Raw genomic sequence first — 16,398 nt, forward strand, 5'->3', positions numbered from 1 at the left:
CGAAGGGTATATACTGCGCAGAAATATATTACGCCCTCAATTGACACAGATCTAAACATGGATACCTGTCTTACTGTTTTATCTGTGCGTTTCCTGATCCACATCCCAAAACGGTGGTACATGCGGGAAACACGTTTTTAGTCTTTTGTCAACTTTTTGGTCATTAAATGTACCGGGATTTTCCACAGTACATTATTCGCTTCACGCGAGTTGACCTGCCCCCCATTGATTAACGCAGTGGTATTAGCCATGCCTGCTTCTGGACAGGCTAAGGGGCATTACGTCTGCTATGAGCGAAAACTATGAAGTCAGGTTGATGACAGGTGAAATCTGAGCAAGTGATGGGGTAACATTCTATCCAAACAGCAGCACGATAGCCCCTCTGCCTGTCGAAAAATCTGAAAATATTTAAGTCGAATAGAATTTGTAAAAGAGAAAAAACAATAAAAGGGATATAAAAATTGACTGGTTCAAAAGATAACAAAGGCGAGATGCAGCGAAAATACAGGCCGTTCATAAACTTATGGGAATTTTGTTCCCCTGAATTCAATGAACTCATGAAAATGTTAATGGAGCTAATTCGGAAAGGAAATGATGATGTGTCCAAGCATACGATGGCTGAGCCTCTCGAAAACTTCAATCGCCTATTACGTGGATGGAAAAGGGCACAAAAAATCATTGCAAACGAGCTGACTATCAGGCTTTCCCGTGTTGAGGCTCTGGAGAAGGAAAAGAAATCAGCCCACTCGCATAAGGACTATGAAAGAAAGCAAGAATGTATACGAGATGTTGAAAGGACTAAGTCAGAAATCACTATTCTACGAAGATGTATCGATTCGATTGTGTGGGCGATTTTAAACAACGAGCACTCTTCCATCAGGCGTTTGCCTATAAACGGAAATCCGGATAATCTGACAGCATTCAACATACATAATTCAATGTCAGCAGTAGATGAAATCAATGATGACCCAATGGCTATTGCTATCATTACCGACATGACGACATTTGTACATACTGGTGATTTACTTGCATTAATTCCTTATCAGGGCATTTTTCTAATTGAGCTTAAAAGTGGAAAAAAGAATATTGAGTTTTCAAAGGCAGCGGAGTTTTCGGTACTGAGCGAATGCCCCCATTTCGATGATGTATATACTAAAGAATTTGATAAAACCGATCTGAAGCATTATCAAAGAACAAAACACCAGTTTAAAAGAGCACGAAATGTAATTGAAGCTATTGAGACTGGCAAGGGGTTTGATAATTTTAATCAGTCGTTAGTAAGAATACAGGACAGAAATTTCCAGCCTGATTTTTACACGGATAAAATTATCGACCTCTGGCATAAAATTTACAGTGGTAAATCTTGGGCAATCACTGACATCAACGATTGTTTATTCATTGGTGCATACAGTAATACCAATATGGGTTTTTGCGGATTTAATGGCTGGATGGATATATCCAAAATATCAGGAACGGTGTTTAACATCCTTGACAGTTTTTCGGATGCTCTTTCGCGTCCGTTCTTCAGCCTCAACTTACCGGACAAATTGCTGCTGGATATTATCAGCGGGAATTTGATTGTAGTACTGTGCTTTGATCATAAACGATTTGCGGAAAGAGCAAACAAGAAATATCCTGGGCTTTATATTGTATCGGATTTTCCACCGACAATGACTGACACTACGAATATGCTTTCAGTCGATGGGAAAGGCATCGCTTCCAGCGTTGATTCTACGATGAATTTTATCGCTAATGGTTACGAGACGAGAATTATTTTTGACCAGCATTACCCAGACAACCTGATAGATTGGTCATACAAAGTTAGCGATCTAAAAAAAGATATTGATAAAAAAAAGCGTATAATAAAAAAAATGGCTAAAAAAAAGGTATATGAATCGAGGAGGCGCGGAAGAAAGTAGTGCACAAGTATAAATGTTTTTGCACACCAACCATTCAAGAAGCAGGACATCTTGGAGCAGGAACAAGTTTATTCTGACTTTAATTGAGTGGCCTGCTCTCATTAAATAACTTACTAGAATGTTAGTTACATTCGTTTCACTATGTTGCCCACCTGCACGTAGCATTTGTAGCTGAGCTCTCGGCAAGGTAGAGAGTCTGCGAGGAGCAGACGTCACTACTATTTCGTTGAGTTAGTAAATATAGCTTAGAACACCAAAATAATACCCGGAAACTGTCATGCATTGCATCCTAACTGGCTTCATTTAACTCTAGGGTCTTGGATGTTAAAACATCCGGAGTATTTTCCTGAATGTTCAACTCTGTCAGTTTAAGTTTGCCAGTAAGGTCATGATAACGCAGTTCAAATTCATTTATAATTTTAATCCTAAAACTCGCTTGGATTGAAGCTTTCTTGATTTGAAAACAATAGTTTTTCAGCCAACGAGCCTGATATGTTTTCTTTTTTTTGTGTGTCTGACGCAACTACCGCACTAAGCTCAGGAAATAATTTTCTCTTTGTGCTTGGTTTAATTTTTATATGCGAGATTATCTCTAAAAAACGTCTGGTTGTATAAATTGTGTCATAATGAGCCGACCCTTCACCATCGTCATACCATGAGCCTGTATCCACTACTGCAGTGTTAAGTAATGGTGATATTGCGTTGAAATTATCAGTGCGAATAGAAACAGCGAATTTGAATGGATACGAGTCTCCCTGTGCAAAGTAATCTTCCCCACGCCCATACTGCCTCGTAATTTCAACTGTTCCGCGTACCAAAAGATAAATATATATTTCATCAAGGTTGAGCAATTCAGTGGATTCTACATTGCACCAATCGACAATTGTCTGTGAGGATAAAATATCCAGTTCGTCAGGAATATTATTTCTTGTGACTTCATTAACTTCATTCTGAACTTCTTCAATTATTGACTCGGTAATAACTCGTTCAAGCTCATCGAAAGTATCAAATATTTTGTTACACAGCTGTATGAGCAATTTTGCACGCTCAAAAAACTGCTTTGGGTTACAGTCAAACGAATGTTCGCTAATATGGGTGTAATCGTTTAATGAAGCATAGTTTTTATTAAACCAGCCTATGCCAGCCTCTAGATTCTCGAGAGCTTCCTCATCAAGAAGCTGATCAGGTATGTGCTTCTGGGCAATATATTTAGCTTGCTGTTTGCGGGTAATGGTGGCGTTATTTTTGTTTTTAGTGAACCATGGAGACGCCATAACTCTGTCATCCGGTGCTAGCCGTTTCAGCACATGATTTATCAGCTCACGTATCGCATAGGCAAAGTTGTTGAAGCGCAGAGGGTTACCGTGAGAACAGTAATTGCGAAGGCTGGCATACAAGAGTTCATACTCAAAGTCTGTTTCTAGATGCTCTCGAAATTCTTTAATAAAATCCATTTCAAGCATTTTTTTTAGTTTCATTCAAGTGCCTAAGTATCAATTTATACTGGGCTGGTTAGCCCGCCATTATGTGACAGCATGCAATGATACGCTGAAGAGCTATAGGTTGATAAAACGCATGGTCACTTAGATTAAGTAATATATTCAAGAGTAATGAACTTTGAAAGAAATAGTTTTTCCATATCTGTAGCTGTCAACTGAAGCTGGCCACACCCATGGTGTTTTCTTCACTCATTCTAACGTTTGCTTTTGGCACAAAGCCGTCAGTCAAAACGTGAATCCCACCTTCCCTAAAGTTGAACGTCATCGCTCAACCTCTCGAATAAAGATGAAAACTAACAATCTACTCTGTGTAATTTCAGTGCTTTTCGAGAGAAAGCCAATGAAACGACTTTATACATACTTTCGTGTCTGTAACCCAGATCTATCAAGGGTTTTGAGTGTTTCGAAAGACTTGTGACTAGTGTGGGTGGTTCGGCATGAAGGCAGAGGTGGCCCAGGGTGCCGCCGCGCCGCTGCTGCGCGAACCCGTGGGGCCGACCACTGTGGTGCACGGCCCGAGCGGGCTGGGGGATGTGGAGGCGGGGGAGGTGACCCTGGCGCCGGATCCTCGCCCTGCCTGGCAATACATCGTCGAGACGGTGAAGGCCAACCCCGGCGAGATCACCTTGGTGACAATCGGGCCCCTCACCAACCTGGCGCTGGCGCTCGAGGCCGCCCCCGAGATCACCGCGCTGGTGAAGCAGGTGGTGGTGATGGGGGGCGCCTTTGGCGTCAACGGCCATCGCGGCAACGTGACCCCCTATGCCGAGGCCAACATTCACGACGATCCCGAGGCGGCCGACCGGGTGTTCACTGCCCCCTGGCCCGTGGTGATCATCGGGCTGGACGTGACCCAGCAGAGCTTCTTCAGCAGTGCCTACCTGGATGCCCTGCGGGACGATGCCGGTGAGCCCGGCCGCTTCCTGTGGGCGGTGAGCCGCTTCTACCTGCGCTTCTATTCCGAGCGCATCGGCCTCAATGGTTGCCATGTGCACGATCCGTCCGCCATCGCCTATGTGATCGATCCCGAGCTGTTCACCCTGCGGGAGGGGCCGGTGCGAGTCATCGACCATGGTCCCGCCATCGGCCATACCCTGCAGAAGTTCGACGGCAAGTCCCATCCCCACGATGAGTGGGCGGGCCTCCCCGCTCAGCGGGTCGGGGTGGCGGTGCGGGATCAGGCCCTGCTGGCGCTCTATCGTGAGACGCTGGTGGCCTGGGGGAAGGATTGCTGAGACGCTCGCCAGCGTGATAGACAAAGCGTGAGGCTCGCCAAATATTTGCCAGCCGACGCTGGCCTATACTGACGAAAACTGAGGTATTCAAGGAGCAAGCGGATGGCCTGGTTGTCTTTGTTGGTGGCGATAGCCCTCATCTGGTGGCTGATGAAGCTGGGGCGGGGCGCCCTGTTCGAGATCCGGTTGCAGCCTGGCAAGGTACTGCTGAAGCGAGGCTCTGTGCCGCCGCGCTTCCTGGCCCAGGCCAAGCAGATCCTGCAGCAGGAGCCGGTACGGGGGCGCATCCTGGGTCAGCGCGATGGCAACGGGGTCAGGCTGGTCTTCTCCCGCTCCATCCCTGAGCCCGTGGCCCAGCGCCTGCGCAGCGTCTTCCCCTATGGGGATTATCGCGGCGTCACCTCACCCCCGGCTGGGCGCAATGCTCGCTGAACCCGCGGGCTGAACTCTTCCGCTGAACGTGCTGTTCACACCGGACGCCGGGCACTCTGCCCGGCGTTTGCTTTTCCCATAAGTCATGGCCAGGACGCAGTCATCAGCGCGGCACTTGCAGGGGCTTCATCACCTCGATCAGAAAGTCGATGAAGGCGCGGGTTTGGGGCTTCAAGAAGCGGCCGCCGCGAAATACCGCATGGATCTCGTCATGGCGATCCTCGTACGGGGAGGCCTGCCAGTCCGGCAACAGCGGCTGCAGAGTGCCATCGTCGATCCCCTGTTGCACCATCCAGCTCGACAGCAGCAGGATGCCGGTGCCCGCCTGGGCCGCGCACAGCAGCGGCGTGCCGCCGACCGAGGCGAGGTTGCCCCGCACCGCGACCCTGTGCCGCTGCGCCCCTTGCCGGAAATACCAGTGCTGGCGCTGACGGCCATGGCCGCGGATGAGGCAGTTGTGGTGTGCCAGTTCATCGGGATGGGCGGGCTCGCCATGGCGCGCCAGATAAGCGGGGGAGGCAACCAGCAGGGTCCGGTTGGTGAGCAGGTGGCGGGCATGGAGGCCGCTGTCCACGGGGCGCCCGATACGCACCGCAACGTCCACGTTTTCGGCGTCGAGATCCACCAGCCGGTTGTCGAGCTCGATCTCGAGCCGCACCCCGGGGTAGCGGGCCAGGAAGGCCGGCAGGCGCGGTGCCAGCCAGGCGGCGCCGAAGCTCTCGAATACCGAGACCCGAAGCGGGCCCTCTGGCGCCACCGGCAGGGGCTGCAGGGATTGCACCAGCTGATCCGCCTCCTCCAGCAGGCGCACCGAGCGTGCAAGGAAGTACTCACCCTGCTCGGTCAACACCAGTTGACGGGTGCTGCGCTTGAATAGCGGGATCCCCAGCTGTTGCTCCAGCGCATCTATGGTGCGGGTCACCGAGGAGGGGGCCAGGTTGAGGGCCCGGGCGGCCCGGGAGAAACTTCCCGATTCCACCACCTGAGCCAGGATGCGGACGCGATCCAGCATGGGTATACCTTTGCGATAAGCGCAAAACTGTTGCAGGTTATGGCGGTATTCTATCCATGGATGAAAGTGTGAACAATGTGCTCATCGCCCAAGGGGGGCGCTCACCTCAGGAGTATTGCCATGTCAGATCGTATCCAGCTTGCCAGCCAGGTACCCGCCGCCGTCTCGGCCATGATGGGGCTCGAGGCCTATCTCGGCGGGACCGATATTCCCCTGTCGCTCAAGGAGCTCATCAAGCTGCGGGCCTCCATGCTCAACGGCTGCGCCTACTGCATCGAGATGCACGCCGAGGTGGCCATGAAACACGGTGATAGCCCGCAGCGCCTGTTGGCGCTGGCCGCCTGGCGCGAATCCCCGCTGTTCGACGAGCGGGAGCGGGCCGTGCTGGCCCTGACCGACGAGGTGACCCTGATCGGCGAGCGAGGACTCACCGAGGAGACCTACCAACAGGCCCTGGCCCTGCTGGCCCAGTGCTTGATGCAGGTGGTCACCATCAATGCCTGGAACCGGATCGCAGTAGCGACCCGAATGGAGCATAAACACCCCTGAGGGAGACCCCGTGGTGGGGCGTTGTCTTCAGCGGGCCTTGTATGAGGCCCGATTTTCATGGCGGGCCTCAGACAGGGCAGCCCCTTCTGCACCTCCATCGGTCCCGGGAAGTTAATCATACATTCGTTTGATTAATTATTTTTTTATTCCACCTCGGAATATGCGCATCCAGATCAAGGAATGGTGAGGGCGCTTGTGCATCAAGAAGGGGGTTGAATGACTCTTTTTTGCCCTGTTTCTCCCTCTGAAAATAAGGGTAATGGACCATTTTGATTAATTGGTGAGCGATTTTGGCGGGGGGATAAATTAACGGGAGATGAATTGAGAGTCTGTGAATTTAATAAATTGGTCGCTGTCAAGCGATTAACATCTGATACCTGTTTTCACCACCCTTGGAACATTTTTGGGATTAATTTTTCATGTTGTTCACATGCCGGTCTGATGCAATAAAATGCGGCATTTTTATTATACCAATAAGCCTTGAAACGATGAGGACATTGCATGAGACCTTTTGAAGTAAAGAGGGGCTTGGGCGCTTTGCTGTTGATGGCAACCGCTGGCTTGCTGAGTGGCTGCGACATGGCTCTGATGAGCCCCAAGGGGCAGGTTGGTCTGGAGCAGAAATCACTGATATTGACCGCACTCGGGTTGATGTTAATAGTGGTGATTCCTGTGATTATTATGACGGTGGCATTTGCTCGTAAATACAGAGCATCCAATACCACTGCCAAATACACCCCGGATTGGTCTCACTCCAACAAGATTGAAGCGGTCGTCTGGACCGTGCCCGTCATTATTGTTGCCATCCTGGCAGTGATTACCTGGAAAACTTCCCACTCCCTCGATCCCTACAAGCCGTTGGAATCTGACGTCAAGCCGATCCAGGTCGATGTCATCTCCCTCGACTGGAAGTGGTTGTTCGTCTATCCGGAGCTGGGGATCGCCTCGGTCAACGAGCTGGCCTTCCCGGTCAACACCCCGATCAACTTCCGGGTGACCTCAGACACAGTGATGAACTCCTTCTTCATCCCCCAGCTGGGCGGTCAGATCTACGCCATGGCCGGGATGCAGACCAAGCTGCACCTGATTGCCAACGAGGCGGGTCAGTACAAGGGGATCTCCGGCAGTTACAGCGGCGCCGGTTTCTCCGGCATGAAGTTCAAGGCGATTGCCACCCAGGACCAGGCCGGTTTCGATGCCTGGGTCGCCAAGGTGAAACAGTCTCCCAAGATGCTGAGCACCATGGGTGAGTTCGATGCCCTGGCCAAGAAGAGCGAAAACCACCCGGTTGAGTACTTCGCCAGCGCCGATCCCAAGCTGTTCGTCAATGTGATCAACAAGTTCATGGGTGGCATGTCCCATGGCGGCCATGAGTCTGCAAAAGACGGCGCCATGGACCACGAGGCCATGAAGCATGACGCTGCAAAAGAAGGGAGCATGGACCACCAGGCCATGAACCATGACGCTGCGAAAGAAGAGACCATGGACCACGCGGCCATGAGTCATGACGAGCATGCCGGACACATGGCCACGTCTATGGCTGACAAGAGTGTGAAAGCAGGATCCGAGGAATAATCGATGTTTGGAAAATTGACACTCGAGGCTATTCCGTACCATGAACCCATCATCATGGTCACGATAGCCGGTATCATCTTGGGTGGGCTGGCGATTGCCGGTCTCATCACTTATTACGGCAAGTGGCAATATCTGTGGAAAGAGTGGCTCACCTCGGTGGACCACAAGCGCCTCGGTATCATGTATCTCATCTTAGGGATGGTCATGCTGCTGCGCGGCTTCGCCGATGCAGTCATGATGCGTGGTCAGCAGGTCATGGCTTCCACCGGTAGCGAAGGCTACCTGAACGCGCACCACTACGATCAGATCTTCACCGCCCACGGCGTCATCATGATCTTCTTCGTGGCCATGCCGCTGGTGATCGGTCTGATGAACATCGTGGTGCCGCTGCAGATCGGTGCCCGTGACGTCGCCTTCCCCTTCTTGAACAACCTGAGCTTCTGGTTTACCGCCGCGGCCGTGGTGCTGATCAACGTCTCCCTCGGGGTCGGTGAATTCGCCCAGACCGGCTGGCTGGCCTATCCGCCCTTGTCGGGGCTGGAGTTCAGTCCCGGGGTCGGGGTCGATTACTGGATCTGGAGTCTGCAGATTTCCGGGTTAGGTACCCTGCTGACCGGTGTCAACTTCTTTGCCACCATCATCCGGATGCGTGCCCCCGGCATGACCATGATGCGTCTGCCGGTGTTCACCTGGACCGCCCTGTGCGCCAACATCCTGATCATCGCCTCCTTCCCGATCCTGACCGTCACCATCGCCCTGCTGACCGCAGACCGCTACCTGGGTACCCATTTCTTTACCAATGACATGGGTGGCAACATGATGATGTACATCAACCTGATCTGGGCCTGGGGCCACCCCGAGGTGTATATCCTGGTGCTGCCGGTGTTCGGGATCTTCTCCGAAGTGGTGGCGACCTTCTGCAAGAAGAAGCTGTTCGGCTACACCTCCCTGGTGTGGGCGACCGTGGCAATCACAGTGCTCTCCTTCGTGGTCTGGCTGCACCACTTCTTCACCATGGGGTCCGGTGCCAACGTGAATGCCTTCTTCGGAATCACCACCATGATCATCTCCATCCCGACCGGGGTGAAGATCTTCAACTGGCTGTTCACCATGTACCGCGGTCGCATCGAGTTCACCTCGCCCATGCTGTGGACCGTCGGCTTCATCATCACCTTTACCGTGGGTGGCATGACAGGGGTACTGCTCTCAGTGCCGGCCGCCAACTTCGTGCTGCACAACAGCCTGTTCCTGATCGCCCACTTCCACAACGTCATCATCGGCGGCGTGGTGTTCGGTTGCTTCGCCGGTATCACCTACTGGTTCCCGAAGGCATTCGGCTTCAAGCTGGATGACGTCTGGGGCAAGCGTGCCTTCTGGTTCTGGATCACCGGCTTCTTCGTGGCCTTCATGCCGCTCTACGTGCTGGGCTTCATGGGCATGACCCGTCGTGTCAGCCAGAACATCGATCCCGAGTTCCACGGCTGGCTGGTGGTCGCCGCCTGCGGCGCCGGCCTCATCGCCCTCGGCGTCCTGTGCCAGCTGATCCAGGTCGTGGTCAGTATCCGTGACCGCGAGAAGAACCGTGACTGGACTGGCGATCCCTGGGGTGGCCGTACCCTGGAGTGGGCCACCTCCTCTCCGCCCCCCTTCTACAACTTCGCCATCGAGCCCAAGGTGAAGGGTCTGGACGCCTTCTGGGAAGCGAAAGAGGACGGCAGCGCCTATCGCCAGCCGGCCAAGTACGCCCCCATCCACATGCCGAAGAACTCAGGTGCCGGTGTTATCATCGCCGCCTTCAGCGTGGTGTTTGGCTTTGCCATGATCTGGCACATCTGGTGGATGGCCATCGCCGGCTTCGTCGGCATGATCGCCACCTGGATCATCCACAGCTTCAACGACGATGTGGACTACTACGTACAGGTTGACGAGATCGAGCGCATCGAAGGTCAGCATTTCGACAATATCAACAAGGTGGCTTAACTCCATGGCGACTGACGTTCTACATCACTCTCACGGTGCCCATGAGGATGGGCACCATGATGCCGGTGCCACCAAGGTATTCGGCTTCTGGATCTACCTGATGAGTGACTGCATCCTGTTCGCGACCCTGTTCGCGACCTATGCGGTCCTGGTCAACGGCACCGCCGGCGGCCCCACCGGCAAGGACATCTTCGAACTGCCGTTCGTGTTCGCCGAAACCATGCTGCTGCTGCTGAGCTCCATCACCTTCGGGTTCGGCATGCTGGCCATGAACAAGAACAAGGTCTCTGCGGTCAACACCTGGCTGCTGGTCACCTTCCTGCTTGGCGCCGGCTTCATCGCCATGGAGATCTACGAGTTCCATCATCTGATCGTCAATGATGCGGGTCCGGATCGCAGCGGCTTCCTGTCCGCCTTCTTCACCCTGGTCGGTACCCACGGTATCCACGTGACCAGCGGCCTTATCTGGATCATCGTGATGATGGTACTGATCAGCAAGAAGGGGCTGACCGAGCGCAACCGCACGCGCCTGATGTGCCTGAGCCTGTTCTGGCACTTCCTGGACGTGGTGTGGATCTGCGTCTTCACCGTGGTTTATCTGATGGGGGTCATGTAAATGAGTCATTCCGTTGACAATATTGACTGTGCCAGCCACGACAGTGTCAGAACCTATCTGAAGGGGGTCATGTAAATGAGCACTCATTCCGTTGACAATCACGGCGCCAGCCACGGCAGCGTCAAGTCCTACATGACAGGCTTCGTGCTGTCACTCATCCTGACCGCAATCCCGTTCTGGATGGTGATGGACGGCTCCGCCTCCCATGCCATGGTGCTCGGCACCGTGGTCGGCATGGCGGTGGTGCAGATCTTCGTGCACCTGGCCTACTTCCTGCACATGAACACCTCCTCCGAGGAGCGCTGGAACCTGGTGGCACTGGTCTTTACCGTGCTCATCATCGCCATCGTGGTCGTGGGTTCCCTGTGGATCATGTACAACCTCAACATCAACATGATGGTTCACTGAGCGGGTTGATGTGATGATGAAGCAATACCTGCAAGTGACCAAGCCGGGCATCATCTTCGGTAACCTCATCTCGGTTATCGGCGGCTTCCTGCTGGCCTCGAAGGGGAGCCTGGATGTGCCCCTGTTCATCCTGACCATGGTGGGGGTGTCACTGGTGGTGGCCTCCGGTTGCGTGTTCAACAACTACATCGACCGGGACATCGACTGCATCATGGAGCGCACCAAGAACCGCGCCCTGGTGAAGGGGTTGATCGCGCCGGGCGTCTCGCTCTGGTATGCGACGGCGCTGGGCGTTGCGGGCATTGCACTGCTCTACTTTGCGGCCAACCCGTTGGCCGCCTTGCTGGCGGTGCTGGGCTTCCTGGTCTATGTGGGGGTCTACAGCCTCTACATGAAGCGTCATTCTGTCTATGGCACCCTGGTCGGCAGCCTCTCCGGCGCCGCGCCACCCGTCATCGGCTACTGCGCGGTGAGCGGTCAGTTCGACTCGGGGGCGCTGATCCTGCTGGCGATCTTCAGCCTGTGGCAGATGCCGCACTCCTATGCGATTGCCATCTTCCGCTTCAAGGATTACCAGGCCGCCAACATCCCCGTGTTGCCGGTGGTGAAGGGGATCTCGGTAGCCAAGCACCACATCACCCTCTACATACTGGCGTTCATGGTGCCGACCCTGATGCTGTTCCTCGGCGGTTACGCCGGTTACAAGTATCTGATCGTCGCCACCGCGGTGAGCGTCTGGTGGCTGGGGATGGCGCTGTCTGGCTACAAGGCGGCAGTGGATGACTCCCTCTGGGCCCGCAAGCTGTTCATGTTCTCCATCGTCACTATCACCTGCCTGAGCGTGATGATGTCGGTGGACTTCCAGCCGGACGCAGCGCCCGTGCTGGTGAGCATGCTGCCCTGATAGTGTGAACTGCACCCTAAATGCATGAAATCCAGAGCCGGGAACCTTCCCGGCTCTGTTATTATGAGGCCCGCCCCACGGGGCACCTTGTCGGCTTTTTCGGGTGTGGCGTGCCTTGTCATCCGCCCCTATCTGTCTCCTCTCCCTGACCTATCGAGGCCATCATGAATGATTTCACCATGACGAGGGGCGAGCGCCGCGCGACCTGGGCGCTCGGCTCCGTCTTCTCGTTGCGCATGCTCGGCATGTTTATGGTCCTGCCGGTGCTGACCACCTACGGCATGTCCCTGGCGGGCGCCTCGGAGGCGCTGATCGGTCTTGCCATCGGCATCTACGGCATGACCCAGGCGCTGTTCCAGATCCCCTTCGGCCTGCTCTCCGATCGCATCGGCCGCAAGCCCCTCATCGTCGGTGGCCTGCTGATGTTTGCGGCAGGCAGTGTCATCGCCGCCCTGAGCGACTCCATCTGGGGGGTTATCGTCGGGCGCGCCCTGCAGGGGAGCGGCGCCATCTCCGCCGCCGTCATGGCGCTCTTGTCGGATCTTACCCGGGAGCAGAATCGCACCAAGGCCATGGCCTTCATCGGGGTGAGCTTTGGCATCACCTTCGCCATCGCCATGGTGAGCGGCCCCCTGATCACCCAGGCGGTGGGACTCTCCGGGCTGTTCTGGCTCATCGCCCTGCTGGCGCTGGCGGCCATCGCCATGGTGATCTGGGTGGTACCGACCCCGGCGGCCCACCTGCAGAATCGCGAGTCCGCCATGGTGTGCGGCGGTTTTCGCACCGTGCTCACCAACCCGCGCCTGCTCAAGCTCAACCTCGGCATCCTCTGCGTTCACACCCTGCTGATGTCGAGCTTCGTGGCGCTGCCGCCGCTGCTCGAACAAGCGGGCCTGGCTCGGGAGCACCAGTGGCAGGCCTATCTGGTCACCATGCTGGTCGCCTTCGTGAGCGTGGTGCCCTTCATCATCTATGCCGAGAAGCACAGGCAGATGAAGCGGGTCTTCATCGGATGCGTGGGGGTGATGCTGGTTGCCGAGCTGGTGCTCTGGCAGGCAGGTCTGCAGCTCTGGGGCCTGCTCGCCGGGCTGCAGCTCTTCTTTGTCGGCTTCAACGTGATGGAGGCGCTGCTGCCGTCGCTGATCAGCAAGGAGTCCCCCCCGGGTTACAAGGGGACCGCCATGGGGGTCTACTCCACCAGCCAGTTCCTCGGGGTCGCCATCGGCGGCAGCCTCGGGGGTCTGCTCTACAGCCTGGGGGGCGGCCCTCTGGTGTTTGGCGGCTGCGCCGTGCTGGCCCTGCTCTGGTTCGGGGTGAGCCTCACCATGGCGGAGCCTCCCTACGTCAGCAGCCTGCGCATCGTACTGCCGGAGGGGGTCGAGGCCACTCCGGCGCTGGAGCAGCGGATCCGCGCCTGCGACGGGGTGAGCGACGTGCTGCTGGTGCGCGAGGAGCACTCCCTCTACGTGAAGGTGGACAGCAAGCGCCTGACCCGCAGCGACCTGGAGCGGCTGGTGTCCCTCTGAGGGCGGTCAGGGGCGCGGCTGCTATGCTGAGATCCTCAACCACAGGAGGAACCTCTCATGTCATATGTAGACGGATTCGTGATCGCCGTGCCCACGGTCAACAAGCAGGCCCTGATCGATCATGCGGGGCTGTTTGACCCCATTTTTCTCGAATATGGCGCCACCCGGGTGCTGGAGTGCTGGGGGGATGACGTACCCCACGGCAAACAGACCGACTTTTACCGCGCGGTGGCGGCCAAGGAGGACGAAGCCGTGGTCTTCTCCTGGGTGGAGTGGCCGAGCAAGGCGGTGCGGGACGAGGCCATGACCAAGATGATGAAGGACCCCAGGATGGATCCGGCCAGCCCCATGCACCAGACCATGCCCTTCGATGGCGCCCGCATGATCTTCGGGGGCTTCACCACAGTGCTGGAGCTCAAGGGCTGAGACCCGCCAGCGCCAAAAACCCGCCTGGTCTTGGAGGGCTTCACCATTGTGGCTGGCGCTCAAGGGCTGATGCCCGCCAGCGACAGCCAGGCCCGTCAGATGATGAAAAAGCCCGCCATTCGGCGGGCTTTTTACTGGGCGTCATGCCATGGGATCAGCGCTCGATCAGCGGGGCCGAGCGGTAACTCCAGAGGCCATAGGTGCGCAGGGCGTCGCGGTAGATGCCAAGCAGCTCCTCCGGGCTTGCCTTGGACAGGGCGGAGAGGGGCTTGTCCGGGTAGGCGACACTGTCGATGCGGATATTGGCCGGGCCGCTCTGCCAGCAGGCGATTTCCAGCAGGGTCTGGCCCCGGCGCACATGGCTCGCCGAGCTCACCAGAGTGGCGTATTCAATTTCGTGGCGGGCGAGGGCATAGCCGCTGTAGAGGGCGTTCTCCACCGTGCTGGTGGCGTAGTTCTCCTCGATGATGCGGGAGCGGTCGATGCCCTTCTTCGCCAGCCAGTCCGCCATCAGCTTGCCCTCGGTCTGGCGGTTCTGGGGCACGCCGCCGGTGAGGATGACGAGGGCCGCCGGATCGGCCTGGGCCAGGGCGCGGGTGGTCTCGAGGCGCCCCAGCAGGATCTCGTTCATGGAGCCATCGGGATTGAGGGCATAGCCCAGGGTAACGATGGCGCGGCGTCCCTTCTTCTCACCCCGTCCCTGACGCTCCTTGAGGGGGGTGGCGATCACCCGGTCCACGGTGGCGAACAGCCGCTGAAGATCGGCGGCGCGACCGGCGTTGAGCTCGCCGACCCGCTTGACGTAGCCATCGGACTTGGCCTGGTTGCCCTTGAAGCGCAGCCAGGTGGCGAGATAGGTGTTGATGTCCAGATCGTCCGGCGCGGCGGTGAGGGCCTGCTCGAACAGGGCGATGGCCCTCTCCACGTTGCCGTTGTAGATCTGGGCGTTGGCCGCCGAGATGAGCAGATCGGTGCGATAGGGCTCGAGCTGGTGGGCTTCCAGCAGCAGGGTGGTCACCTGCTCCATGTTGCTCGGCATCTTGGCGGTGAAGCCGGCATCTGAGACCCGGGCGGGGGAGTGGAAGATGCGGGCGGCGTCCGCCAGCAGCTGATCCACCACCTGGCGCTTGCTGATGTACTGGTCGTAATTCTGCTCCTTTTGCAGGGAGCGCACCGGGGCGGCCCAGGCATCGGATGAGACAAAGAGTGGCAGCGCCAGCAGGCTGGTGAGGGTCAGGGCAATCGCAGTTTTCTTCATCATGGGGCTCCACCTGGGGTGAGGGGCGCGATGCCGTGGCTCGTCCCCTGAATGCTTTTCCAATAAAAACAGATGCTTGGTTTGCTGCCTACTCTACTCCTTTCCCGATGAAAAAAACGTGAACCGTTCAGGTTATCCCGATGGCGCGCCTCAGCGCAGCCCCAGCCGGTCCTGCAGGAAGGCGAGCCAGGCCTCCACCTTGGCGGGCAGGTGGCGGCGCTTGGGATAGACGCACCAGATGCCGTGCTCGGGCAGGGCATGGTCAGGCAGCACGGGCACCAGTCGGCCGATGGCGAGATCCCGCGCCACGATGAAGTCCGGCATGTTGCCGATGCCGAGCCCCGCCAGCAGTGCGGTGTGGATGGCATCGCTGTTGTTGACCTCGAAATTGCCCCTGGGGGTGATGGCCACCTCCCCCTCGGGCCCGTGCAGGCGCCACTGGGTGCCGCCGCGAAACAGGGAGTAGAAGAGGCAGTTGTGGCGCTCGAGATCGGCCGGGGTGCGGGGCGTGCCGGCCTGCGCCAGGTAGGCGGGGGCGGCGCACAGGGTGCTGAGACAGGGGGCGAGGCGGCGGGCGACCAGGCTCGAATCCTCCAGCTCGCCGATGCGTACCGCCACGTCGAACCCCTCGGCCACCAGATCCTGCTGGGCGTCGCTCATCTCGAGCTGCAACTGCACCTCGGGGTGGAGGGAGAGAAATTCGGGGACAAGGGGGGCGATGTGGCGCCGGCCATAGACCATGGGCACAGTCACCCGCAGCAGGCCGCGCGGGGCCGATTGCAGGGCGCCGATGGCATCTTCCCCGTCGCTGGCCAGACGCACCGCATGACGGACCGTCTCGAAGTAGCGTTCCCCCGCCTCGGTGAGGGTGAGGGAGCGGGTGGTGCGATAGATGAGCTGGCAGCCGAGGGCCTGCTCGAGCTGGCTCACCTTCTTGCTTAGCACCGACTTGCTGAGACCGAGCTGGCGGGCGGCGCCGGAGAAGGTGCCCGACTCCACCACGGCGACGAAGGCCGGGAGCAGGGCGAAGGCTTCCTGGTTCATGCTGTTCTCAATATG

The 16,398-nt window shown here is 56.7% G+C and carries 14 protein-coding genes and 1 pseudogene; 11 read left to right on the forward strand and 4 right to left on the reverse strand.

Annotated elements, in window-relative coordinates:
• Positions 1 to 599 precede the first annotated feature (599 nt).
• Positions 600 to 1,919 (forward strand): hypothetical protein, encoded by a 1,320-nt coding sequence (locus PG898_RS11605; RefSeq protein ID WP_270824179.1) that lies wholly within the window; start codon positions 600 to 602, stop codon positions 1,917 to 1,919.
• A gap of 425 nt (positions 1,920 to 2,344) precedes the next feature.
• Here the strand turns inward: PG898_RS11605 and PG898_RS11610 are convergent, their stop codons facing one another.
• On the reverse strand, positions 2,345 to 3,397 hold the full coding sequence (locus PG898_RS11610; protein WP_270824178.1) for a hypothetical protein: 1,053 nt from the start codon (positions 3,395 to 3,397) through the stop codon (positions 2,345 to 2,347).
• Between the two features lie 452 nt (positions 3,398 to 3,849).
• Here PG898_RS11610 and PG898_RS11615 point away from each other — a divergent pair.
• Both PG898_RS11615 and PG898_RS11620 read left to right on the forward strand, forming a co-directional pair.
• Positions 3,850 to 4,653, forward strand: a pseudogene (locus PG898_RS11615) (nucleoside hydrolase); the annotation flags it as partial.
• A 102-nt stretch (positions 4,654 to 4,755) separates the two neighbouring features.
• The gene (locus tag PG898_RS11620; RefSeq protein WP_226172133.1) at positions 4,756 to 5,085 is read left to right on the forward strand and encodes a DUF3634 family protein; all 330 of its coding nucleotides are present in this window, start codon (positions 4,756 to 4,758) and stop codon (positions 5,083 to 5,085) included.
• Positions 5,086 to 5,188: 103 nt separating this feature from the next.
• Here the strand turns inward: PG898_RS11620 and PG898_RS11625 are convergent, their stop codons facing one another.
• Positions 5,189 to 6,097 (reverse strand): LysR family transcriptional regulator, encoded by a 909-nt coding sequence (locus PG898_RS11625; protein ID WP_226172135.1) that lies wholly within the window; start codon positions 6,095 to 6,097, stop codon positions 5,189 to 5,191.
• A 120-nt stretch (positions 6,098 to 6,217) separates the two neighbouring features.
• On the opposite strand from PG898_RS11625, the gene PG898_RS11630 reads away from it, so the two are divergent.
• From PG898_RS11630 to PG898_RS11665, 8 genes are all read left to right on the forward strand, one after another.
• On the forward strand, positions 6,218 to 6,646 hold the full coding sequence (locus PG898_RS11630) for a carboxymuconolactone decarboxylase family protein (protein WP_270824177.1): 429 nt from the start codon (positions 6,218 to 6,220) through the stop codon (positions 6,644 to 6,646).
• Positions 6,647 to 7,147: 501 nt separating this feature from the next.
• Positions 7,148 to 8,221 carry a cytochrome o ubiquinol oxidase subunit II gene (gene cyoA / locus PG898_RS11635; RefSeq protein ID WP_270824176.1) on the forward strand — a complete coding sequence of 358 codons (1,074 nt, stop codon included), beginning with the start codon at positions 7,148 to 7,150 and terminating at the stop codon, positions 8,219 to 8,221.
• 3 nt (positions 8,222 to 8,224) lie between these two features.
• Positions 8,225 to 10,201, forward strand: coding sequence for a cytochrome o ubiquinol oxidase subunit I (gene cyoB / locus PG898_RS11640; protein WP_270824175.1), 1,977 nt, complete (start codon positions 8,225 to 8,227; stop codon positions 10,199 to 10,201).
• Positions 10,122 to 10,817, forward strand: a complete 696-nt coding sequence (locus tag PG898_RS11645; RefSeq protein ID WP_139436394.1) for a cytochrome o ubiquinol oxidase subunit III — start codon at positions 10,122 to 10,124, stop codon at positions 10,815 to 10,817. The genes cyoB and PG898_RS11645 overlap by 80 nt, the downstream gene beginning before the upstream one ends.
• A 75-nt stretch (positions 10,818 to 10,892) precedes the next feature.
• The gene (locus tag PG898_RS11650) at positions 10,893 to 11,225 is read left to right on the forward strand and encodes a cytochrome o ubiquinol oxidase subunit IV (RefSeq protein ID WP_270824174.1); all 333 of its coding nucleotides are present in this window, start codon (positions 10,893 to 10,895) and stop codon (positions 11,223 to 11,225) included.
• A 10-nt stretch (positions 11,226 to 11,235) separates the two neighbouring features.
• Positions 11,236 to 12,129, forward strand: coding sequence for a heme o synthase (cyoE, locus tag PG898_RS11655; protein WP_139751821.1), 894 nt, complete (start codon positions 11,236 to 11,238; stop codon positions 12,127 to 12,129).
• Between the two features lie 164 nt (positions 12,130 to 12,293).
• Positions 12,294 to 13,655, forward strand: a complete 1,362-nt coding sequence (locus PG898_RS11660) for an MFS transporter (RefSeq protein ID WP_270824173.1) — start codon at positions 12,294 to 12,296, stop codon at positions 13,653 to 13,655.
• 57 nt (positions 13,656 to 13,712) lie between these two features.
• Positions 13,713 to 14,081 (forward strand): DUF1428 domain-containing protein, encoded by a 369-nt coding sequence (locus tag PG898_RS11665; RefSeq protein ID WP_043133720.1) that lies wholly within the window; start codon positions 13,713 to 13,715, stop codon positions 14,079 to 14,081.
• A 154-nt stretch (positions 14,082 to 14,235) separates the two neighbouring features.
• Here the strand turns inward: PG898_RS11665 and PG898_RS11670 are convergent, their stop codons facing one another.
• Positions 14,236 to 15,339 (reverse strand): YdcF family protein, encoded by a 1,104-nt coding sequence (locus tag PG898_RS11670; RefSeq protein ID WP_270824218.1) that lies wholly within the window; start codon positions 15,337 to 15,339, stop codon positions 14,236 to 14,238.
• Between the two features lie 150 nt (positions 15,340 to 15,489).
• On the reverse strand, positions 15,490 to 16,383 hold the full coding sequence (locus tag PG898_RS11675; protein ID WP_270824172.1) for a LysR family transcriptional regulator: 894 nt from the start codon (positions 16,381 to 16,383) through the stop codon (positions 15,490 to 15,492).
• Positions 16,384 to 16,398: the final 15 nt, after the last annotated feature.

Origin of the sequence: Aeromonas sp. QDB31 (assembly GCF_027707605.1) — a bacterium.
GTDB lineage: Bacteria > Pseudomonadota > Gammaproteobacteria > Enterobacterales > Aeromonadaceae > Aeromonas > Aeromonas media.